This window comes from Verrucomicrobiota bacterium (assembly GCA_027622555.1).
GTDB lineage: Bacteria > Verrucomicrobiota > Verrucomicrobiia > Opitutales > UBA2995 > UBA2995.
In genome coordinates, this window is record JAQBYJ010000064.1 from 1 (window position 1) to 22,071 (window position 22,071).

Below are 22,071 nucleotides of genomic sequence, written 5' to 3' on the forward strand. Positions count from 1 at the left end.
ATTCACACCCATTATACCCCGATTATGACGTTTTTTATTGATCTATCCTTATTGCCTGTCTCCTACATTCAGTTTTTGGACGTTTCGTATCAAAAAAAAAATACATCACACTAATATCGCATTGAACGAACAACGCCTCACCTCTCGAAATTGGTGGCGGCAGAACAGGGATGCTCTTGCCCTACCATTTAAGTGATAATGGCAACTGCGTCCTCGCAGTGCCGTGGTTTCACCAGCAAATGCTGATTTTTTTTTTGAGACTACCTATAACTAAACTGATCTAATTTTTAGCTCCACTCCCAAACGCATACAGCTTCGTCTCAGTCCGCACGTAGATCTTATTTTCTACAATGGCGGGAGTGGCAAAAATGCGTTCGCCGAAATCAGCTTGATGGACGAGCTGAGGTTCGTTGCCTCCCGCTTTCACAACACTAAACAGTCCATCAAGCGACGACAGGTAAAGATGACCATTAGCCGCAACCGGAGATGCGTAGTATTTACCGGCTCCTTCGATCTTTGATTCAAAATAGAGTTCACCCGTATCCGCGTTCAGGGAAGACAGGATTCCACCATCCTTTATCATATAAATTCTGCCCTCATAAAAAAGAGGTGAGGAGACGTAGGGCAGGCCTTTCCGGTGTGACCAGCTTACATGTGAAGTTGTGATGTCGCCTTTTCCTCCGGCTTCGATTGCGACAAGCAGATTCTTAGTTCTGTTTGAAGTGGTTGTCATCAATTCCCAGTCATCGGAGTCGATGGCGTCGTTTTCGTTCTTGTCCATCCCGCGCATAAAGTTCCAGGTTCTGGTACCCAGATCTGATTCACCAACTTTGTTGTCGGTGTTCTTGTCGTGCGTGGCCAGGAACTCTGCCCAAGGCGCCCTTGGTGAATCGAATCCTCCGGGACACCAGGCGCCCTGATAAAGGCGGCCATTCCCCAGCACAGGAGTTGTGCACGATACCGGACTTAAACCGTCCACAAGCCAACGCTGTTTTCCTGATTCAAGGTCATAGGAGTTGAGCTGAACCGATCCGGGAACGATTATCTGATCATCCCAGACGATGGGTGTTCCATAACCACCCCTTGCCTCGGGTCGGGCAGATTCCCAGCGTAGTTTTCCATTCGTCACGTCGAAGGCGATCAGCCGGGCATTTACGCGGTCATCGCGAATGAGATAAACGTTATTATTCGCTATGATGGGTGAGGTGCTCGATCCGTAACGTCCATGTGTCCATGCGGTAGGCATTTCGTACTTCCAGAGCTCTTTGCCGTTGAGGTCATAGCAAATCACCCCGAACGAGCCGAAATAACTAACGACATGGCTCCCGTCGGTTGCTGGTGTTGGCGCGGCTGGACTGTTGTCGAATTGATGGTACTCCTCCAACTGCGCAGGTTTCACTCCTCGTTTCCACAGCAGCTTGCCGTTGGTCCTATCATAACAACGCGTCTCCAGGCTACCTTCATCCCAGGTCGTTAGAAATAGTTTATCTCCCCAGACCGATGGCGAAGAGGGCGACCAGGGAACGTCGATAGCCCACGACACATTCGATTCGGGGCCGATTTCAATCGGCGGCTTCCCATTCTCTGAAATGCCCGAAGCATTAGGTCCGCGAAACTGCGACCAGCTGGCAGGCTGTGATTTGTGATGATTCGCCGACACGTCTGTAGCGACGAAAATTATTAAACAAAATAGCGAGATGATCCTGATCGAAATTTTCATAATGGTGGTTTAGTCTGGAACTTTGGACATATCAATGATCAACCCCTTCAATCTGGGAATTAACTGGTTGAAGCATTGAATCCAGAAATTTCTGATTTCTTTCGGGATCGCTCCCTTCAAGGATTTTATCGACGATTTCCACAAATTCTTTATCCTCTTCCTCCCTTAAATGAGCCCACCAACGACGACCTACTTGATTGCCCAGATGCCAATCCAGGTATTGAGTCATTTTATTCAAGGTCTCCTCGTCCACCAGACCGTAGATCTGCATGTCTTTTAGCCTGGAGATTTGAATGAGCCCGTAATTGAAGTAGCGATCCAGTGCTGCCAGGTCTTCCTTCAAAAGTTCGTCAGGTGAGTAGACAGCGCGGGTCCATGATAAGTGTGGCGTGTCCCCCATCATTTTCAGTTCAAGTTGCATGTCCGCCAAATGATAGTCGTTAAGTATCTGAGCCTTGGTAATCTCGGTGTTTTGCCTGATCTCAACGGCAACGAGAATCAAACCAGCAAAGACTCCGATGTTGGCGAGGATGGTAATCCATTTTTCTACTGTGGGAAGTTTCATTTGAGAATGGGGAATAATAACTAGAGCTGTCCTACTTCGGCAAATCCAAAGCAGGGTTCCGATCAAAGAAATCGAAAGGACGAAGCTCAAAGGAATGCCAGGCGACAGGCATGACGGGCCAGTTCTGCCACTCGATCATATGCCCATCGACTTTGAATCCCGGGCCATTCGGCTGTTGAACGAGGATCGGGCTTGGAACCTCTCTCGCTTTGCCGATACTTTCTCGATCGTAATCAATAGATACATCAGGTGTTGGCACAACACCTTCATCCACTATGCGAATGATCTCTTCAGAATTCAAATCGACAACGGCTACCAGTCCTTCAATTTCGCGATGCCACCCGACTCTCTCTCCACGATATTCCATAAAGATGACGTGGCTTATCCGGCGGCCTTCCTCTTCTTCGATTCCAAAAGATCCCAATGGAAGCGCAACCGAGCTTATAAAGGTTAAATCCTTAATTCCTCTACGTTCTAAAGCTGCAACGACATCTGGGTGAGATAAAATATCTTCCTCCATCGCTCCGTATTCTTCACCGCTCCACATCGGTTGGATTCCCTCCAGCAATGTCCACTCACTTACCTCGCCCTTATTCAGATCCACAATTGCCCGGAAAGTCCTTTCCTCTTTGCGCACGATGACATTGGCGGATCGAGGAATGGTTCTTCCCGATTTCCATTTCAAAACAAAGTCTTTTGCAGGTTCAACCAGGTTGACCGAAGTGAGGGTGGTACCTTTGTCGTATTGCCCGGCTTCATGCAGCGTCTTGGTAACGGTCCAATACTCCTCCCACGTGAGCGGGTCCAATGGGTGCTGCGCTTTCTGCGCATCAGCCGAAGCAGAAAAGAATATGAGAAGTGTAGCTAGAAGCCCTGTCTGATAATTCATAAGGTTTAGTTGGAGGAAATATTTTAAAAACAAATTTTAAGGGAAGCCGTTGTGTTCTGGTTTAATGCCCAAGGAGCCAGGCTTTGTCTAGTTCTTTGCTTCCACCAAATCACCTGTGAATAATTGAAATGCTGTGGCTCATCGGAATCCCCCAAAATAGTATTCCTCCCAGATGTATAGGGCTCGATGCTTGCATCGACGCCTTCCGGGAACGTTGTAGGTCACGGGGCCGAGTTGCCAGCAACTGACCCTACAGCGAAATAGATGTAGGGCTCGATGCTTGCATCGACGCCTTCCGGGAACATTGTGGGTCACGGAGGCCGAGTTGCCAGCAACTGACCCTACAGCGAAATAGAGGTAGGGCTCGATGCTTGCATCGACGCCTTCCGGGAACATTGTGGGTCACGGAGGCCGAGTTGCCAGCAACTGACCCTACAGCGAATTATTAGCTCATCCCCACATCTTCAATCACATGGTTCTCAAGGAGGAGTGTTCAATTTGCTTTTGACATATAGCTACGCATATTCATGTATGCTTATATGAGAACTTCTATTGATATTCCGGATAAGCTATTCAAAAAGGCTAAAATCACGGCGGCGGAACAAGGGACTTCCATTAAGGATTTATTGATTCGCGGCTTACAAAAAACCCTTAACGAATTGTCTGCCAAACCGGATGCTTCGCGTTTGCCAAAGTTACCGGTTGAAGGACGAAAGCCTTACGATTTGAGTGGCGAGCAAATACAATCTCTGTTGGCTGCCGAGGAAGCTGGTTGGTATGGGAATTCTCGCTGACATCAATGTCCTTCTTGCCTTGGTGGATCCCAGGCATGTTCACAACAAGAAGGTCGAGAAGTGGTTCAATGCGTTGGAGGAAGGATCAAAACTAATGATTTGCCGAACCGCTCAAATGGGCTTGCTTCGTCTCCTGGTTAATTCCGCAGTTATGCAAGGTAGCCCATTGAGCCTAAAGGACGCATGGGCCTTTTATGGGAACTTTATTCAGGACCCTTGTGTGTTTGAAGTGAAAGAGCCTGATGGACTCCAGAAAGTTTGGGCCGGACTTTGTTTTGATTTTGGGAGCTCGCCCAAAATCGTTGCCGATGCCTACCTCGCCGCCTTCGCCATGGCAGGAGGACTCAAACTCGGAACTTTGGACAAAGGGTATAAGCAGTTTAAAGGCTTGGAGCTTATTCTGCTCTAACCTTCCCTGACACAAACCTGACTTGCGGAAAGTAGAGCAAATTCATTTAGTACTTCATTCGGAAGATAGTGTTTATGTCGTAGCATATGGGGCGGTAGAGCACGAAAATTCGCCCTGCCATTTCAACTGATAAAGGCAGGGCCACTGCGTCCTCGCAGTGCCGCGTTCCTTAGAAACAACAACCACAAATTTCACTGATTCTCACTGACGAGATACGACCCATTTATTTGTATCAATTCGAGTCCAGGGGCAGGGTGTCGTAAGCTCGGTTAGTTGTTTTTTTCAGACAGATCCCGCCTTCAATATTTCGCGTAATTCAGCGCTTTTCGTAGTTTAACTTTTGTTCTTCGAACTTTCCCCAGATGATCTTTAGTGGTTTTTGGCCTTCGAAATTTAAGAATCAGACAATCCCAGTTCATCCGTGTTGTCGTCCACTTCTTCATAAGACTATTGTTTCTTCATCAATGTCATGGCAGCCACTACCATAGCTTCGGTGCCGACTTTGATAGAGGGTTCGGGCTCGATCTTGAAGAAAGGTGAATGATGGGAAGGGGCTTTTTTGATTTCATCCTCAGGCGTACCGCCCACGAGGAAATACACACCTTTAACGCCGTGTTTCGGGTCCACGAAGTGGGCAAAGTCCTCCGCGCCCATGCCTTCGGGGGGAAGTGCAATCAGCTGATCATTACCAAAGTGAGTAGCGAACGTTTCCTGGATGAGTTGAGCGGTGGGCTCATTGTTGATGGTGGGAGGAGTCGATTCCATGGTGGAGCGGATCACTTCTGGCAAGAGCTCTTCTGGAACTCCGAGTGAGCGCGCCACTCCTTCGGCTACCCGGTCGATACCATCTAATAATTGGGTCCGGATTTCGTGGTCGTTGGAGCGTACCGTTAACTGCATCTCCACCTTGTTGCCGATGATATTGTGTTTCGTTCCACCGTGAATGGCTCCGACGGTGATGACTCCGGGTTGAAGCGGATTGATGGTTCGGCTAACCACGGATTGGAGTGTGACAACAATCTGGGACGCTATCAAAACCGGATCAATGCCCCTATGGGGTGCGGCGCCGTGCGCACCGACGCCATGAACCACAATATCGACCGAATCTGAACTGGAGTAGACCAGGTCCTGTTTTACTTCAATTTTTCCGGTCGGTCGATCGGCGCTGACATGGAATGCCAAGGCGTACTCTGGCTTTGGGAAACGGGTATAGAGGCCATCTTTTATCATTGCCGCTGCACCAGCTATCCGTTCCTCAGCAGGTTGCACAATCAACACCAGAGTGCCCGACCACTGATCGCGTCTGTTTTGCAATTGCCGTGCGGTACCGACCAATGAAGTGATGTGTACGTCATGGCCGCAGGCATGCATAACGGGTTGTTCAAGTCCTGTTATATCCACTTGCCGGACTTTCGATGCGTAATTCAATCCGAGTCCTCCTGAACGGGTAATCCGTCCATGTCGGCTCGCAGCAGGACTGTCGGCCCTTCGCCGTTTTTCAGTACCGCCACCACCCCGGTTTGCCCAACACCTTCGGTCACATCGTAGCCCAGGGCACGCAGCTCCTTCGCCATCCGTTTCGCCGTTTCAAACTCACGAAAGGACAGCTCCGGATTCTTGTGGAAATGCACAAACAGCTCCGCCAGATTGTTGTCATAGTCTTTGGAAATGGCCTCTCGCAATGACTCGGCAGATACCGTCAGAAATGCATACAGACTCAGGTGGGTCAGGAATAGCAACTTGGTAATTTTCATGGGAATGTTCTGTTGTTGATAGTGAAGGCTATGTGCTTTTGTTCTCTCAAACTGTTTCGCGTTGTTTAGCGTCTTTGGTAGTTTAAATTCAATCCTCCAGTAATTCCTTGAGCCTTTCCAATATTGGCTGATCTGGTTTTGACGGCGCAAGGTCTCCTAACTGTTTTATTATATAATGAAAATCCAGCTGTCCCGCTTGTCTAAACAGAATTCCTTCAATATCGCTCCAATCCCGGGGTCGATTGGCGAAGGCCTTCAGCACTACCAGATCTTCCGCTGAACAAATTCTCAATGAGTAACCGGCAAAAGAAATATCCTTCGCCCTGGAAGTAACGGCTTCCTCGAAGGACATCGCTCCTAGTGCCAGGTCAACGGGAATTCCACTTTGTGTCTGAAGCAGAAGCACGCGACTCTGTAAGGCAAAGTCCCGGGCATCCGAAAATCGAGGTGAAATCAGGGATAGCAATTCATCCACCACCTTTTCTTCATTACCCAAATCTGCCAGGACGGTCACATCAATGTCTTGGGTAAGTCGAGGCTCCCCCCAATGCAAGTTTGCCAATCCACCGATGAAGCAGAAAGGTAGTCCCGCTTGCTCGAGGGAATCCTGTACTTCCCGGGCGGCAGTAATCAAATCGTCCATACCGCCAGAACTAAGGCTTGATTTCCCGTAAGGCGGCAAAGCAGGCTTGCTGCTCGACCAGTCCCGTGTGACGACGCTTGGTTCCCGCTTTTTTGGCCACTTTCCAGGACAGACGAAAACGCTCAATCACTTCGGAGGTTTCTAGCAATGGAAGCTTGCGCCGCCGCTCCTCCTTCAACCGTTCTTCCACGCTTTCCCAGTTGGTTCTTTCTGCAAACAAGCTATGAGGCGCACGATTTTTCACAGCTACAACTTGAGGGCTATTTTAAAACATGTAAATGCAAAGCTTTTGAAACCTCTGTTTCCTCCGTTTTTGTTCAACTTTTGTCGTTTTGATCCCCTCCGGAGTCAGCTCAAAAGCCCAGGCGATGATCAGCGAAACGGGAAACCCCAATAACACCATCAGCACCACAAAACGAAACGCCCATTCCGGGATGCCGAAGCCACTAAAGGTCGTAGCGGCAATTTGGATGATCAACCAGGCCACCACGGCGTAGACCGTTCCCACCCGCACGACGTGCCGACGCTTTAGTTCGGCCCAGAAAGCTGAGAAACCGGTTGGCTTGGATGATTTTGGAGAAGAATCGTTTTCCATGGGGAATGGCTGTCGAGCAGTGGAATCCCCATTTAATTGATGAAATACCTATTTAATACAAGAACGGAAGTTCCGAAACCTCATGGTACTTATTCTATTTCCTCGCCCAGACTTTCCAAATCCACCTTGTCTTTTAAACGTCCACTTGCCCGTTTGTTTAATACAAAGTCATCGTAACTGATAACCGGAATGGGCAAATTATCCAAGACGATTTCCATCCTCCTTGGATAACATTCAATAAATTCCACACCGGTTGCTTTAACATAACCATGAACACCCAGAGCCCAACCTCCGACCACGAGATACTCAACCTGCTTTTCGTTTAAGAAACTCAGGAATTCGCTGAAGTCGTCCGGTAGCTGCTTCATCGCCCCAAAAAGCCACCCGAAGCCGCTGGATGCAAGCAATCCTTTCAGCTGGAGACAGGTTCCGACAGTCCTCGAGATAATCCTTGCCGGAATCTTTTAACTTGCTCACTTGGACTGCCACTTCTTTAGCCATACAGAAAATTCATTCTTCCGTCTTCCACTTTCAACCTTTTAATCACTCCTCCAAAAGTTTATCAAACCGCGGAATCCCCCGCAGGTGGTGAAGCTTTATCCATGGAGGTCAGTCGTTAGAGGACGGGACGAAATTGATCTTTTAATTTAACTTAAGACTAAACAGGATGATACAAGCCCTGATGTTGCCGAGGATTGTGGTCGGGTGTGATTCTTTCTGTGGTGAAACTTAAACTCAAAATCGGGAGCAAGCAGCTCTCCTACAAATCAGGATTGGGTAGCTCAACTGTAGGAAGGGAGCTTGCTCCCGATTCTTTCAGGTTCTGTTTATCCCCGGATTTCAATTGATCAGGGATAGGATTGACCAAGGCGTCACTTATGCCCTTTAGATACCTGCCATGGAATTCAGAATAGACGACATTCGTATAGCCGGGTTGCGGCCGCTGTTACCGCCGGCGATCCTTTTAGAAGATTTCCCGCTCTCCGAGAGGGCCGCCGAAAAAGTATCCCAATCGCGGAAAGCCATCGCCGATGTATTCCACGGCAGGGATGACCGTCTGGTGGTGGTGGTGGGCCCGTGTTCCATTCACGATGTCGAGGCCGCTTTGGAATATGCCGAAAAACTGCGTCCGGTGGCGGAACGTTTGCAGGGTGAGCTGGTCATTGCCATGCGTGTTTATTTTGAAAAACCCCGAACGGTGGTGGGTTGGAAAGGGCTGATAAACGATCCTTTTATCGACAACAGTTTTCAGATAAACAAGGGACTGCGAATGGCCCGCAAACTCCTGCTGGATGTGAATGAAATGGGCTTGCCGTGCACCACCGAGTTTCTCGACACCATCACCCCGCAATTTATTGCCGACCTTATCTCCTGGGGCGCCATCGGTGCGCGCACAACCGAGAGCCAGGTTCACCGTGAATTGGCTTCCGGGATGTCCATGCCCATCGGTTTTAAAAACGGAACCGCCGGAAGTGTGCGGATTGCCGTCGATGCGATCAGCTCGGCCAGCCAGGGTCACTGGTTCAACTCGGTCACCAAACAAGGCGTGGCAGCCATATTCGAGACAACGGGCAATCCCGATTGCCACCTCATCCTGCGAGGCGGCTCACGGACGGGGACCAATTACCAGGCCAGCGACGTTTCAGAAGCCATCGACATGCTGGAAGCTTCCGGAGTAACCCCCCATTTGATGATCGATTGCAGCCATGCCAACAGTGGCAAGGACCATGGGAACCAGCCAATTGTCGCCAAGGACATTGCCGGACAAATCTCGGGCGGCAATGCCAACATCGCCGGAGTCATGCTCGAAAGCCACCTGGTGGAAGGAAAGCAGTCCTACGAGGCGGGCAAGGCGGTTTACGGCCAAAGCATCACCGATGCCTGCCTGTCCCTGGAGCATACCATTCCCGTATTGGAGTTTCTAGCTGAAGCTATAAAACAACGGAGAGTTTTGAGCCAGTAGCCACCGGACTGCTTGGCAGCCTTCTCTATTTTCTCACCCAGGCTTTCCAGGTTCATGGTCTCACGACCATGGCTACATTTTCTTTTCTGTGCCTCTTGCGCTTTATGTGGTTTCAAAAAATGAAATCGCGCAGCTCAGAAAGCCACTCTACGTGGCGAGACCACGTGGTATCAAAGGCTTTCTGTCCTGCCCTTCGGCCAGGAGCGCACCGCGATTGATCGAAAGTGAAATTATAAACCTGTGGCAAAGTCCACAGGTAATGTTCTAGCAGATTCAATCCTCCAAGAGTTTATCAAAGCGCGGATTTCCCCGCAGCCGGTCGAACATGAACCAGAGGTCGAACTCGCGGTTAAGAAAGATGGGGCCGTTCATCTTGCTGGCGACTTCGAGAGTCTCGATGGCTTTGTCGTTGTCGCCGAGGACGAGATAGCAGATGGCGATGTGCATCTCGGTTAAGTCTCCACGCCTGTAATGCCACTTGGGCGAGCTGGTCTGAGCCCGGACTTCACTTATTGCCTTCTTCATCAGGTCCCGTTCACCGGTCAGCGCATAGCAGATCGCCAAGGTTGACTCAAAAGTCAGGATCAGCAATCGGATCCATTGTCGCTATACCTTCAAACCGACCTTAGCTTTTCCTGCCGCGAAGGAGAGTTTTTTTCTCAGGTTTTAGTTTAGAGTGGCAAATAGTCGGTTAGGCTCCGTAACCTTCAGGTTTTCTTTACCTAAAAAGCACTTCCCTGTAATTCTCAATCGATATGAAATTAACTTCACTGGTCTTCCTGCTCCTAACGGCATCCTTAACCTGGTCTCAAAACCTCGACATGGCTATCAAGGTAACTCATGGCCCTCTTCTGGGACGTCCTGGATCGGACACGATGAGTGTCTGGATGCGAACCAACGGGCCCACCAACGTTTCGGTTACCTATGGCACTCACCGCCACATTCTGGATCAACAATCTGCCGCGGTTGAAACAAAGGCGGAAAATGATTACACGGCGGTGGTTACACTGACAAATCTGGAGCCAGATACCCTTTATTATTATCGAACCGACACAGGCAGAGGAGGCTCATTCAGAACCTTTCCGGACTCCAAGGATTTCAGAAACGAGACACATAACCCTGAAGGTCTGTTTAATTTTCAATTTCACGCGACCTCTTGCATCAACCAAAATCCAAGTTCAGGCGCTGGTCCAGATCTCCCCTCTTACGATATTTTAAACGATCAGTGGACAGGCAAAGTCCTCTTCGGCATAAACAACGGTGATTTTATTTACGAAGAAGACAGAGACTTCTCGGTGGAGGCCTGGCGGCACCAAGTGCGAATCGGCTCTGAAAAAACTCCCGAAGTGCTCGAGATCGCCCCGTCTATCGCAGGGGTTTGGGAAAACTATAAAACCTACCTTTCCCGTGGTATCAACCTCATGGAATGGCATCAAAACGTGCCAAACTTCTACACCTTCGACGACCACGAATTGCTAAACGACATTTACGGCACCAACGAAATCGGGTTGGTAAATCGTCGCGCAGTTTTCAGGGATCCCGGAGTGAAGGCCTGGCATGATTACGTAGGTTGGGCCAACCCGATGGAGCATAACGCCGACGCCTACTTTGGCCGCGGACAGTTTAAGAAAGACAGCGATATCCTCTACGATCCAAAAGCTGATTTCACCAGCATGAACATGGAGGATTACAGCACGCTGCACGTCCATTGGGGGAAAGGCCTCGACGGTACTCTGGACATGGCGCTTGATATAGCCCCTCCGGGAAATCCCAATTCGGCAGTCTACGGTGTGGTAGAAGTCATCGACAAACATCGCCTCAAGATTACCCCGGCCGCCAAAGTATCAAACGAAGGAACCTATTCGATCGGTCGGAGGAGTTACGGCTCCTTCAAAGTAGCCAACTGCGAGTACTTTATGCTGCAAACCCGGCCCCATCGTTCCTTGCATGTGTTAAGCGATCCCTGGAAGGCCGATGCAACTATTCTAGGACAACAACAATTGGAGTGGCTTAAAGAGGGAATCGCAAATTCGACGGCTGATTTTATTTTCCTGGTTTCGTCGGTCGATTTCATGATCCCCCATGTCGGCAGTGGAGGCGGAGCGGATAAAAACGCCTATCCCAAGGACGAGGCCTGGACGGTTTTCCTGACAGAACGCGAGGAACTTATTGAATACTGTAACACAAAAGCGCCTAAACAATTCTTCGTGCTCACCGGAGATCTTCACAACAGTTTCGCAATCCAGATCACCGATAACATGTGGGAATTCGCGGCCGGTCCCGGTAACTCCGTCAATCATATGCCCATAGAAGACGAAGGCGGAAGACCGATCAACGGACCTTTTAAATACGGCCCCCGCGAAGTGGACATCAAATGGTCAACCTATGCCTACTCCGATGCACCGCGATCGGAACGCATGTATCCCACCTTCTGCATTGCCCAGGTGAACAACGTATTTAATAACCCTGTACAGCGGGGAGGAACACGCTGGGTGGCTTACCCGAAACCACATATTGTGTTCAAATACTACGACGGCTACACGGGGGAGCTGATTTATGCACAACCGGTCCACGCCCGGTGATATGCGGCGCTGGGCAGCTGTGTGCAAAGGGATCTCAAAAATGTAGGAGCGGTTTTAACCGCGATAGATTCGCCTATATGGTCGCGAATAAATTTGCTCCTACCCTGGCAAGACAAGGATCCATTTTCAACAAATGCATTTTTAATTCAGGAACCCTGACACCTGAACACCGACACCACCAAAGACTACCTTCTACCCCATGCCCGATTCCAAACTTCGCAACGCCCCGACCAGCATCATTGGAACTCTCAAAGAACTGGGGCCGGGACTTATTATCGCCGGCGGGATTGTTGGTTCGGGTGAACTGATCGCTACGACAGCAACCGGTGCCGAAGCAGGTTTCTGGCTTCTCTGGATCATAATCGTCGGTTGCGTGATCAAGGTGTTTGTCCAACTGGAAATTGGTCGTTACGTAATACTGACTGGGAAAACAACGCTACAGGGGATCAATGGACTTCCAGGCCTGAAGATCAAAGGGGCTCATTGGATAGCCTGGTTTTGGTTGGCGATGTTTATCACAAGCACAGCCCAACAAGGAGGCATCGTTGCCGGGGTTGGACAAGCGTTGAGCATCAGCGTACCTTTGACTGAAACAGGAGCCGCGTTTAATGAGGCAGCAGAAGAACAAGTTCTGGCAAAACTTGCATTAGCGTCAGGCGAAATTTCCGCGGAAGAAACTAGGGCCATAGCAACAAAATTACCAGACGCAGGCTATGACATTTATATTTGGGCGATCCTGGTAACTTTGCTCACTTCTGCCATCCTGTTCTGGGGTCGTTATGGAGCTATTGAAACCGTTGTAACCTCCTTTGTCGCCTTCTTCACACTAATCACCCTTATCAATCTTGTCCTGCTGCAAATGAACCCCGAATGGGCGGTAAGTTGGGAGAGCCTTAAACAAGGAATGTCCTTCCGACTTCCTCCTTTTACCGAAGGTATTAATCCTATAGTAACCGCCCTGGCAACGTTCGGAATTATCGGTGTAGGTGCCGGTGAACTGGTTTATTACCCTTACTGGTGCTTGGAAAAAGGGTACGCCTCATTCATTGGTAAACGCGAAGACACAGATGCCTGGAACCATAGAGCCAGGGGTTGGTTGAGGGTGATGAAATGGGATGCCTGGCTTTCGCTGATCGTATACACTTCCTCTACCGTGGTATTTTACATCCTGGGAGCCGCAGTCCTACACCGGGCGAATTTGCATCCTCAAGGAATGGAAATGATTCGAACCCTTGCTGCTATGTATGAACCGGTTTTTGGATCCTGGGCAGTTGGACTATTTCTGGTAGGTGCTATTGCGGTTCTCTACTCCACCTTCTTTGTTGTAGGAGCAAGCAAGGCCAGAGTCTTCGCCGATGCGATGGTCATTTTTGGTTGGCGAGAATCCACTCCTGAAAAGAACCACACGTGGGTAAGGTGGCTTTGCCTGGCTTTTCCCATCATAGGCTTCCTCTTTTTCTGGCTCTATCCAAAGCCGAAAGAGTTAGTGCTTCTTGCCGGAACCATGCAGGCGTTTCTACTTCCCATGCTGGCGTTTTCCGCCATTTATTTCCGCTACAAATTTGCAATCCCTGCTCTCCGGCCGACCAAGATCTATGACCTATTTCTTTGGATATCCGCCATCGGTATGCTAATAGCAGGTTTATGGTTGGCCTGGTCAAAACTGGCACCTGCCTTTTCCTAAAAAGTATGTCCAAATTTATAGCATTATTGCGGGGCATCAATGTAAGCGGTAAAAATAAAATCCGCATGGTTGAGCTCAAGGCTCTCTTCGAAACATTGGGTTACGAAGAAGTCACCACCTATCTTCAAAGCGGTAACGTCGTTTTTAACGCAAAAAAGAAACCCAATTCCTCACAGATTGAAAAGACTATCTTCGATCAACTCGGACCAACCGTTCCCGTTTTGATCCTGTCTCAGTCACAGTTAGATCAAGTATTTTCAAACAACCCTTTTCTGACCAAGGGTTCGACTGATCCGGCACATTGCTACGTGACTTTTTTATGGGAAGCTCGATCGGAAAAAGAGACCCAAGCAATCGCATCACCCGCCAATGAAACAGGTTCTTTTGAATGCAGAGACGCGCTCGTTTATGTGATCTGCCCCGATGGATATGGAAAGACCAAGATCAATAACCAGTTTTTCGAAAAGAAACTCAAGGTGATCGCTACAACACGAAACTGGAAAACGGTCACCACCTTGTTAACTTTAGTAAACGAGGGCTAGGATTTGCATTATTCGGATTATAAATAGCGTAGATATTTTCAGATAAACCTGCTCCCTGTTTTGACATAAGCTGCCTGTTCAATTAACGTTCAATTAATGAAGGCAAAAAATGTCCTGCAGTCTAATGTTCAAGCTTCAACCCATAGATGGGTTTACAACCTAGATGAGTTCGAGAGGGTAAACAGTAAGGCGTTAAAGGAAGGAACAACGACAGCGGCTATTCTAGGTGGAAAAGGAAGCTGTCTAGCTGAAATGACCTCTCTGAATTTACCTATTCCCGTCGGCCTGATTGTTACAACCGAGGCCTGCAATCGATACCTACAAGCAGATCAAAGTCTGGATAATGAAGTATGGAATCAGATCCTTGCAGGCCTGGCCGATCTGGAAAAGGAAACAGGCAAAAAACTGGGCGATCCGACAAAGCCATTGCTTGTTTCCTGTCGGTCCGGCGCAAAACTATCCATGCCGGGCATGATGGATACAGTCCTGAATCTGGGAATGAATAGCCAGGTAGTGAAAGCGCTATCAAACTCTGGAGAAAACAGCTCCTTCGCTCATGACCTCTATCGGAGGCTCATTCAGATGTTTTCCAGTGTTGTTATGGGGATTGATGACGACGCCTTTGAAGAAGTTCTTGCAGAAAAACGCGCACAAGCTGGAGTAAGCTTCGATTTTGATTTAACCAGCGAACAATGGGTTGAAATCTGCGAAACGTTTGAAGGATTGTATTTAAAAGAAACCGGCAGCACCTTTCCTCAAGACCCCAAAGAACAAATTCGTCTGGCTACAGAAGCCGTTTTCAAAAGCTGGAATGGAAAGCGGGCGATCGACTACCGAAATGCTTCCGGAATTCCGCACGATTGGGGAACTGCCGTAAATATTATGACCATGGTGTTTGGTAACCGGGATTCTCAATCTGCTACCGGGGTCTGTTTCACCCGCAATCCCGATACCGGGGAAAACGAGCTGTACGGTGACTTTCTTGTGAACGCCCAAGGTGAAGACGTGGTTTCGGGAACCCGGAATACTCTACCCATAAAGCAGCTGGAAGCATTCTTTCCGGAAGTGTATCAACAATTCTATGACATTTGCCACCAGCTCGAGGATCACTTTCAGGATATGCAGGATATTGAGTTTACCATTGAACAAGGGAAGTTATGGATTCTTCAAACCCGCAATGGCAAACGTACCGCTCGGGCAGCAATTAAAATTGCAGTAGATCAAGTCGAAGAGAAATTGATCAGCAAAAAGGATGCGCTTCTTCGCGTCTCGCCCAACCAGGTGGATACTATTCTGCACCCAAATTTTGATGTGGCAGCCAAGCAAGAGGCTGTTGATTCCGGACGAGCCTTTACCAAGGGAGTGAATGCCTCCCCTGGCGCGGCTGTCGGAGCCGCCGTCTTCGATGCCGATAAAGCAGAGGAATGGGGCAAAGCAGGGAAAGCGGTCATCATGGTCCGCCCATTCACCAAACCGGACGACATACACGGTATGTTGGCATGCAAGGGCATCCTTACCGCCGAAGGTGGCGCAACCAGTCATGCCGCAGTTGTGGCCCGTCAATTTGGAGTACCCTGTGTCGTGGGCGCCAGTAGTCTGGAGATTGACTTGGAAAAAAAGCAGATGAGATCAAACGACCTGCTTATAGAAGAAGGCGAGACGATCTCCATTGATGGATCTACGGGCGAATGCTTCCTCGGTGACATCCCGTCCATTGAAGAATCCATTGAGAACCAGGTAGACCTAAAAAAACTGCTGCATTGGGCGGATGCTGAAAAAAAGCTTCGGGTATGGGCGAACGCCGATAACCCCAAAGATGCTAAACGAGCTATCGATCTGGGCGCAGAGGGAATTGGACTTTGCCGAACAGAACACATGTTTTTCCATGAGGATCGTCTGCCGATCTTCCAAAAAATGATTCTCTCCAAAGACGAAGCTGAAAAAGATGAATGCCTCGCCAGATTGCTTGAGTTTCAGAGAAGTGATTTCATTGGCCTGTTTAAAGTCATGGAAGGAAGGCCTATCATTATCCGACTCATCGATCCTCCATTGCATGAATTTATACCGGAAAAAGACGATCTGCTAATTGAGGTTCACGATCTCAAACATTCGAAGGACCAACCCCGGTTGGCAGAGAAAGAAGCATTGCTAAAAACGATCGAGGCCATGCATGAAAGTAATCCCATGATGGGACTTCGTGGTGTTCGGCTCAGCATTATTCTGGAAAAGATTGTAACCATGCAGGTAAGGGCCATCTTTGAAGCTGCCTGCGAAGTGGCGTCCCTAAACATTCCGGTCAACCCCGAGATTATGATCCCGTTAGTTAGTCACCCTAACGAATTGAAAACCGTGCAACCCCAATTGGAGAGAGTTGCCGACGAGGTCATGCAGAAAATGGGCGTTCAGATTAAGTACCAGTTTGGCAGTATGATCGAGTTACCGAGGGCCTGTGTGGTGGCGGATGAAATTGCTCAAATTGCCCAGTTTTTTTCATTCGGTACCAATGATCTTACACAAATGACGTTTGGGCTTTCCCGCGATGATGCCGAATCAAGCTTCTTGCTCAAGTACCTGGAGCGAGGAATACTGAGCCGCAATCCGTTTAAAACTCTGGATATAAATGGAGTAGGAAAACTGATTATCGAAGCAGTTAAACTCGGACGAAAGATCAATCCAGAGATACAAATTGGCGTCTGTGGAGAACATGGCGGGGATCCAGAATCGATAAAATTCTTTGATAAAGTTGGCCTCAACTATGTAAGTTGCTCACCTTTGAGAATACCGGTCGCCCGGTTGGCAGCTGCACAGGCTGCTCTTTCACACGCATGATTTCACAATCTCCATTACCAGGAAGCAAAGTAGTCATAGATGCTGGAGGATTGGCGGAAGTTCTAAAAAACTTAACAGGTTATGGCTATACACTGATTGGACCGAAAGTTGAAGATTCGGCTATTGTTTATAGCGAGATCCAATCCCTGGAGGAGCTCCCTCAGGGTTGGATGGACGAACAGGGTCCCGGATTCTACCGGATTAAAAAAACAGACGATCGACATTACTTTAACTATACTGTCGGACCCACATCATGGAAAAAATATCTCCATGCACCCCAGCAACGCCTTTGGCAGGCAGAGAGACAGGGAACCAGTTTTCGAGTGATTCCCGAAAAAGCATCTGATACTTCTTACGCTTTCATTGGTGTCCGGCCCTGCGAAATTAAGGCGATTGAAATCCAGGACCGTGTCTTCAGAGGCGATCATTATACCGATCCTCATTACGATCAAGCGCGTCGCAAGTCCTTCATTTTCGCTGTCAATTGCGGCAGGGCCAACAGCACCTGTTTCTGCACCTCTATGGATTCCGGCCCTCGGGCAAAGAATGGTTTCGACTTGGCCTTAACTGAATTTTTCATGGATGACCGGCATCTATTTCTTATAGAAGTTGGCTCAGACAAAGGCAGCATGATCCTCGAAGGTATTGCGCCCGAGGAAGCAGATGCCCAAGTGCTTGCAACATGCCAAAAACAGACCGAAGAAACCGCGGCTCAAATAACTCGGCGGTTAAACACGGATGGTTTGCGGGAAGCTCTCGTCGATAATCCAGAGCACCCGCGATGGGCGGAGGTGGCAGATCGCTGTCTTTCCTGCGCCAATTGCACAATGGCATGCCCCACTTGCTTTTGCACCACTGTGGAGGATACTTCCGATCTGACGGGTGATCATGCTGAACGCTGGCAGCGATGGGATTCCTGTTTCACCATGGACTTTTCCTATATCGCGGGAGGCAACATCCGCAGCTCAACTAAATCCAGGTACCGTCAATGGCTGACTCATAAGTTATCTACCTGGTATAATCAATTTGGCTCCAGCGGCTGCGTCGGTTGCGGACGATGTATCACCTGGTGCCCGGTCGGCATTGATATCACCGAGGAGGCAGCCGCGATTCAGACCAATCCTTTATCTCATGAACCAATCGAATAGTATGGAAACTTTGAAAACCATCTTGTCAGAACAAACCGTGTTCAAAGACCTTAAACCCGAATTCCTCCACTGGTTATGTAACTGCGCAGGTGAGGAGGCATTTGAAGCTGGCAAGTTTATTTTTAAAGGCGGTGAGTCAGCTGAAAATTTTTATCTCATTAAATCGGGTAAAGTTGTCGTACAGGTCTATGCACCTCCAAAAGGTGCTCTTAATATTATGACTCTGGAAAATTATGACATCCTGGGATGGTCATGGCTTTACTCACCCTACACCTATAATTTCGACGCAAAGGCGGTTACCGGTACTCAGGCTTTTGTATTCGATGCCGTCAAAGTCCGAAACAAATGCAGTGAGAATTATGAATTTGGATACCATTTCATGAATTGTTTCAGTCAAATCATGTTAAGACGCCTGGTTGCTACGAGACTGCAACTTCTGGATATTTTTGGACCCGATACTGCAAGCTCGAAATTATAGATAATTCCCATGCCTGAACCAGCCGAGAGAGTTGAAACGATGACCGCCCCCATGGTTCCTACACCTTGGGTTGTTCGCGATGTTATCTCCGAAACAGCCGATACTTTCACTCTCGAACTTGAGCCGGAAACACCTGCCAATTTTCCAGATGGTTTCCACTTCCTTCCTGGTCAGTTTAATATGATGTATGTTTTTGGAATTGGCGAGGTTCCCATTTCCATTTGCAGCGATCCCAAAGTTAAAAACCGGATCAAGCATACCATAAGAAGGGTTGGAACCGTAACCAGGATCATGGAAAATTTGGAAATAGGTGATACGGTGGGCATACGAGGTCCCTATGGTATTGCTTGGCCTATAGACAAAGCTCGAGGAAAAGACGTCCTTCTTATAGCCGGAGGAATTGGTTTGGCTCCAATAAGACCGGCCATGTACCACCTCCTTCATCATCGGAAAAAATATAATCGAGTTTCACTATGCTATGGAGCCCGCACACAGGAGGATATACTTTATCGTAGTCAACTTGAGTACTGGAGCAGTCGTCTAGACCTCGAGATATTTGTGACTCTGGATAGAGACTCACCCTCCTGGCATGGAAGTATCGGTGTAGTTACCCAACTGATTCAGCGAGTTCCGGCAGATCCGAACAACTCAATTGTCATGATCTGTGGCCCTGAAATCATGATGAAGTATTGCCTGCCAGAACTGCACGATCGGAGGATTTCAAATGAACAGATCTACGTATCCCTTGAGCGGAATATGAAATGCGCGATTGGTCACTGTGGTCATTGTCAATACGGGCCAGAATTTGTCTGTAAGTCGGGACCGGTATTCCAGATGAATCAGGTAGCGCGATTAATGAATATTGAGGAGCTATGAAAACGACACGCATAAAACCAAAACTCGCCGTTTGGAAATTTGCTTCATGCGATGGTTGTCAGTTGAGCCTCCTCGATTGTGAAGACGAATTATTGGCTGTAGCAGGTGAAGTAGAAATCGCAAACTTTCCGGAAGCATCCCGGGCAATCGTTGAGGGACCTTACGATGTTTCGCTGGTCGAAGGCTCCATTACAACCCCTCACGACCTGGAAAGAATTCAACAGGTCCGGAGAGACTCTGGTGTCCTTATAACCATCGGAGCCTGCGCTACCGCCGGTGGAATCCAGGCGCTCCGAAACTTTAAAAATATTAAGGATTTTATTTCCCTAGTGTATGCGCGTCCAGAATACATTGATACACTTGATAAATCGACCCCTATCTCCGATCATGTTCATGTCGATTTTGAACTGCGTGGTTGTCCAATAAGCAAAGCCCAATTACTCGAGGTCCTGAATGCATTCCTAAACAATCGCAAGCCGGTCATTCCAAAACATAGTGTTTGCGTTGAGTGTAAGCTTCGCGGGACTCCCTGTGTTATGGTAGCCCAGGGTATCCCTTGCCTTGGACCGGTTACTCAAGCCGGATGTGGTGCCATTTGCCCAGCCTATGACCGTGGCTGCTACGGTTGCTTCGGACCCCAGGAAACAACGAACACAGCCTCCTTAAGCGAACACTGGAAAAAAGGCCTGAACGTTCCGTCTGACCGCCTGATGAGAACGTTTCGAAGTTTCAACGCCTGGGCGGAACCCTTTAAAGACGAAAGTAACAAACATGAGTGACGATCAGAATGCTTCTTCCGAATCCGGTAAGAGAACCATCAAGGTTAACTATATGGCTCGCGTTGAAGGCGAAGGGGGGCTGGATATCAAAATACGCAACAATGTTGTTGAGGACGTAAAACTTCACATCTTCGAACCTCCACGATTTTACGAAGCATTTTTAAGGGAAAGGGAATATACCGAAGCGCCAGACATTACAGCTCGTATTTGTGGCATATGCCCAATTGCCTACCAAATGAGTTCTATCCATGCGATGGAGAACGCCTTGGGAGTTAAAATAGAGGGTCAACTGCGCGAACTGCGTCGCCTCATTTACTGTGGAGAATGGATTGAGAGCCACGTGCTGCATGCTTACATGCTGCATGCGCCCGATTTCCTCGGATATCAAGATGCAATCGGCATGGCCAAGGATTTCCCGGATGTCGTTAAGAAAGGCTTACAGCTTAAAAAAACCGGTAACGAGATCGTGAGTCTTCTAGGAGGTCGTGAGATCCACCCTATCAACGTGAAGGTTGGCGGATTCTACAAGCTGCCTGCAAAGCAGGACCTATTGGAATTAGCTGAAAAACTGAGAAAAGCCAAAGACCTGGCTGGTGAAATGGTTGAGTTTACCTCCACGCTTGAGTTTCCGCACTTTGAGCAGGATTACGAATATGTCAGCCTGAGGCATCCCACAGAATACCCTTTTAATGAAGGTCGAATTGTTTCCAACAAGGGACTCGATATCGACATTGCCAGTTTCAGTGAGTTTGTAACTGAAGAACATGTTGAACATTCCACTTCACTGCATGCCTATCTTAAAGAGCGCGGAGCGTATCATGTAGGTCCATTGGCGAGATACAATCTCAACTTCGATCGATTGTCACCCGCAGCCCAGGCTTTAGCTGAATCAGCCGGACTGGAACCAACCTGTTTTAATCCTTTTAAGAGCATCATTATCCGAAGCGTAGAAACCTTCTGGGCTGTTGAGGAAGCACTACGCATAATTGAACAGTACGAGAAGCCGGATAAACCGGCTGTTCCTCTGGAGGTGAAAGCAGGTGTCGGACATGGTTGCACAGAAGCTCCTCGCGGGATTCTGTATCATCGGTACGAAATAGACAATATCGGCCTGATTAAAGATGCCGTTATTGTGCCACCCACCTCTCAAAATCAAAAAATGATCGAAGCCGATTTATGGAAATTTGCCGAACAGTATATCAACCTAAATGACGAGGACTTGAAGTGGAAATGCGAACAGGCCGTCCGTAATTACGATCCCTGTATATCTTGCTCCTGTCATTTCCTGAAACTTCGAATTGATAGAGACGGGGAAGTCAGCGAAATCAAATAAGGATATGATGGATACAAATGCAGTATGTGTGGTCGGGATTGGAAATCCGGATTGTGGAGACGACAGTGCTGGTCCGGAAGTTATTGATCTATTGAAGGATCTCGGTGCAAAAGGTGCAATTACCCTGAAGGCCAGTGGTGAAACTGCAGGCTTGATCGAAATCCTATCAGCTAACCCTTGCGTGATCTTGATAGATGCCATTGCTGTAGCCAGAGAACCCGGAGCCATCCACCGCTTTGATGCAACGTATGATTCGCTACCCGCGGACCTCTTTACAAATTACTCCACCCATAGTATGGGTGTGCACGAAGCAATCGAAATGGCGAGGGTTCTGGGAGAGCTCTCAAATAAAGTAATTGTTTACGGCATTGAAGGTTTAAATTTCCAGCCTGGGGATTCCATGAGTCCCGCGGTCAAAACAAACCTGATAGAACTCACTAATCTCGTCGCCAAAGAAATCACCGAATTAATCCACTAAAATAGAATCA

Annotated in this window: 23 protein-coding genes; 13 read left to right on the plus strand and 10 right to left on the minus strand. The window is 48.5% G+C overall.

Annotated features, from left to right (window positions below; all coding sequences use genetic code 11):
• Positions 1 to 280: 280 nt before the first annotated feature.
• From O3C43_15895 to O3C43_15905, 3 genes are read right to left on the minus strand one after another with little or no spacing between them, the layout of a single operon-like run.
• On the minus strand, positions 281 to 1,720 hold the full coding sequence (locus tag O3C43_15895) for a PQQ-binding-like beta-propeller repeat protein (protein ID MDA1067974.1): 1,440 nt from the start codon (positions 1,718 to 1,720) through the stop codon (positions 281 to 283).
• Positions 1,721 to 1,751: 31 nt separating this feature from the next.
• Entirely contained in the window at positions 1,752 to 2,285 is a 534-nt protein-coding gene (locus O3C43_15900) for a hypothetical protein (GenBank protein ID MDA1067975.1), read from the minus strand.
• Positions 2,286 to 2,316: 31 nt separating this feature from the next.
• On the minus strand, positions 2,317 to 3,174 hold the full coding sequence (locus tag O3C43_15905) for a hypothetical protein (GenBank protein ID MDA1067976.1): 858 nt from the start codon (positions 3,172 to 3,174) through the stop codon (positions 2,317 to 2,319).
• 539 nt (positions 3,175 to 3,713) lie between these two features.
• On the opposite strand from O3C43_15905, the gene O3C43_15910 reads away from it, so the two are divergent.
• Both O3C43_15910 and O3C43_15915 read left to right on the plus strand, forming a co-directional pair.
• Positions 3,714 to 3,968 carry a hypothetical protein gene (locus tag O3C43_15910; GenBank protein MDA1067977.1) on the plus strand — a complete coding sequence of 85 codons (255 nt, stop codon included), beginning with the start codon at positions 3,714 to 3,716 and terminating at the stop codon, positions 3,966 to 3,968.
• Positions 3,952 to 4,377 (plus strand): hypothetical protein, encoded by a 426-nt coding sequence (locus O3C43_15915; protein ID MDA1067978.1) that lies wholly within the window; start codon positions 3,952 to 3,954, stop codon positions 4,375 to 4,377. Before O3C43_15910 ends, O3C43_15915 begins: the two co-directional genes overlap by 17 nt.
• A 447-nt stretch (positions 4,378 to 4,824) precedes the next feature.
• On the opposite strand, the gene O3C43_15920 is transcribed toward O3C43_15915, so the two are convergent.
• The 6 genes from O3C43_15920 to O3C43_15945 all read right to left on the minus strand — a co-directional run bounded on the left by O3C43_15920 (position 4,825) and on the right by O3C43_15945 (position 7,737).
• Entirely contained in the window at positions 4,825 to 5,805 is a 981-nt protein-coding gene (locus tag O3C43_15920) for an amidohydrolase (protein ID MDA1067979.1), read from the minus strand.
• On the minus strand, positions 5,802 to 6,131 hold the full coding sequence (locus O3C43_15925; GenBank protein MDA1067980.1) for a hypothetical protein: 330 nt from the start codon (positions 6,129 to 6,131) through the stop codon (positions 5,802 to 5,804). Before O3C43_15925 ends, O3C43_15920 begins: the two co-directional genes overlap by 4 nt.
• Positions 6,132 to 6,219: 88 nt before the next feature.
• The gene (locus O3C43_15930) at positions 6,220 to 6,774 is read right to left on the minus strand and encodes a nucleotidyl transferase AbiEii/AbiGii toxin family protein (protein MDA1067981.1); all 555 of its coding nucleotides are present in this window, start codon (positions 6,772 to 6,774) and stop codon (positions 6,220 to 6,222) included.
• A 10-nt stretch (positions 6,775 to 6,784) separates the two neighbouring features.
• Positions 6,785 to 7,018 (minus strand): hypothetical protein, encoded by a 234-nt coding sequence (locus O3C43_15935; protein ID MDA1067982.1) that lies wholly within the window; start codon positions 7,016 to 7,018, stop codon positions 6,785 to 6,787.
• A 21-nt stretch (positions 7,019 to 7,039) separates the two neighbouring features.
• Positions 7,040 to 7,369 carry a hypothetical protein gene (locus O3C43_15940; protein ID MDA1067983.1) on the minus strand — a complete coding sequence of 110 codons (330 nt, stop codon included), beginning with the start codon at positions 7,367 to 7,369 and terminating at the stop codon, positions 7,040 to 7,042.
• Between the two features lie 89 nt (positions 7,370 to 7,458).
• The gene (locus tag O3C43_15945; protein MDA1067984.1) at positions 7,459 to 7,737 is read right to left on the minus strand and encodes a hypothetical protein; all 279 of its coding nucleotides are present in this window, start codon (positions 7,735 to 7,737) and stop codon (positions 7,459 to 7,461) included.
• Positions 7,738 to 8,267: 530 nt separating this feature from the next.
• Here O3C43_15945 and O3C43_15950 point away from each other — a divergent pair.
• A complete protein-coding gene (locus O3C43_15950; protein MDA1067985.1) occupies positions 8,268 to 9,332 on the plus strand; it encodes a 3-deoxy-7-phosphoheptulonate synthase in 1,065 nt (354 codons plus the stop codon).
• A 273-nt stretch (positions 9,333 to 9,605) separates the two neighbouring features.
• On the opposite strand, the gene O3C43_15955 is transcribed toward O3C43_15950, so the two are convergent.
• Positions 9,606 to 9,857 carry a hypothetical protein gene (locus O3C43_15955; protein ID MDA1067986.1) on the minus strand — a complete coding sequence of 84 codons (252 nt, stop codon included), beginning with the start codon at positions 9,855 to 9,857 and terminating at the stop codon, positions 9,606 to 9,608.
• 230 nt (positions 9,858 to 10,087) lie between these two features.
• On the opposite strand from O3C43_15955, the gene O3C43_15960 reads away from it, so the two are divergent.
• From O3C43_15960 to O3C43_16005, 10 genes are all read left to right on the plus strand, one after another.
• A complete protein-coding gene (locus O3C43_15960; protein ID MDA1067987.1) occupies positions 10,088 to 11,914 on the plus strand; it encodes an alkaline phosphatase D family protein in 1,827 nt (608 codons plus the stop codon).
• A 199-nt stretch (positions 11,915 to 12,113) separates the two neighbouring features.
• Positions 12,114 to 13,598: an Nramp family divalent metal transporter gene (locus O3C43_15965; GenBank protein MDA1067988.1), complete on the plus strand. Its 1,485-nt coding sequence runs from the start codon at positions 12,114 to 12,116 to the stop codon at positions 13,596 to 13,598.
• 5 nt (positions 13,599 to 13,603) lie between these two features.
• Complete coding sequence (locus O3C43_15970) at positions 13,604 to 14,140, plus strand: DUF1697 domain-containing protein (protein ID MDA1067989.1); 537 nt, start codon at positions 13,604 to 13,606, stop codon at positions 14,138 to 14,140.
• A 96-nt stretch (positions 14,141 to 14,236) separates the two neighbouring features.
• Positions 14,237 to 16,969, plus strand: coding sequence for a pyruvate, phosphate dikinase (gene ppdK / locus O3C43_15975; protein ID MDA1067990.1), 2,733 nt, complete (start codon positions 14,237 to 14,239; stop codon positions 16,967 to 16,969).
• Positions 16,966 to 18,117 carry a 4Fe-4S dicluster domain-containing protein gene (locus O3C43_15980; protein ID MDA1067991.1) on the plus strand — a complete coding sequence of 384 codons (1,152 nt, stop codon included), beginning with the start codon at positions 16,966 to 16,968 and terminating at the stop codon, positions 18,115 to 18,117. Before ppdK ends, O3C43_15980 begins: the two co-directional genes overlap by 4 nt.
• A gap of 1 nt (position 18,118) precedes the next feature.
• A complete protein-coding gene (locus tag O3C43_15985; protein ID MDA1067992.1) occupies positions 18,119 to 18,595 on the plus strand; it encodes a cyclic nucleotide-binding domain-containing protein in 477 nt (158 codons plus the stop codon).
• A gap of 9 nt (positions 18,596 to 18,604) precedes the next feature.
• A complete protein-coding gene (locus tag O3C43_15990) occupies positions 18,605 to 19,471 on the plus strand; it encodes an FAD/NAD(P)-binding protein (GenBank protein ID MDA1067993.1) in 867 nt (288 codons plus the stop codon).
• Positions 19,468 to 20,250: an oxidoreductase gene (locus O3C43_15995; GenBank protein ID MDA1067994.1), complete on the plus strand. Its 783-nt coding sequence runs from the start codon at positions 19,468 to 19,470 to the stop codon at positions 20,248 to 20,250. The genes O3C43_15990 and O3C43_15995 overlap by 4 nt, the downstream gene beginning before the upstream one ends.
• Positions 20,243 to 21,583 (plus strand): Ni/Fe hydrogenase subunit alpha, encoded by a 1,341-nt coding sequence (locus O3C43_16000; GenBank protein ID MDA1067995.1) that lies wholly within the window; start codon positions 20,243 to 20,245, stop codon positions 21,581 to 21,583. Before O3C43_15995 ends, O3C43_16000 begins: the two co-directional genes overlap by 8 nt.
• 4 nt (positions 21,584 to 21,587) lie before the next feature.
• Entirely contained in the window at positions 21,588 to 22,061 is a 474-nt protein-coding gene (locus O3C43_16005) for a hydrogenase maturation protease (GenBank protein MDA1067996.1), read from the plus strand.
• The last annotated feature ends 10 nt before the right edge of the window (positions 22,062 to 22,071 follow it).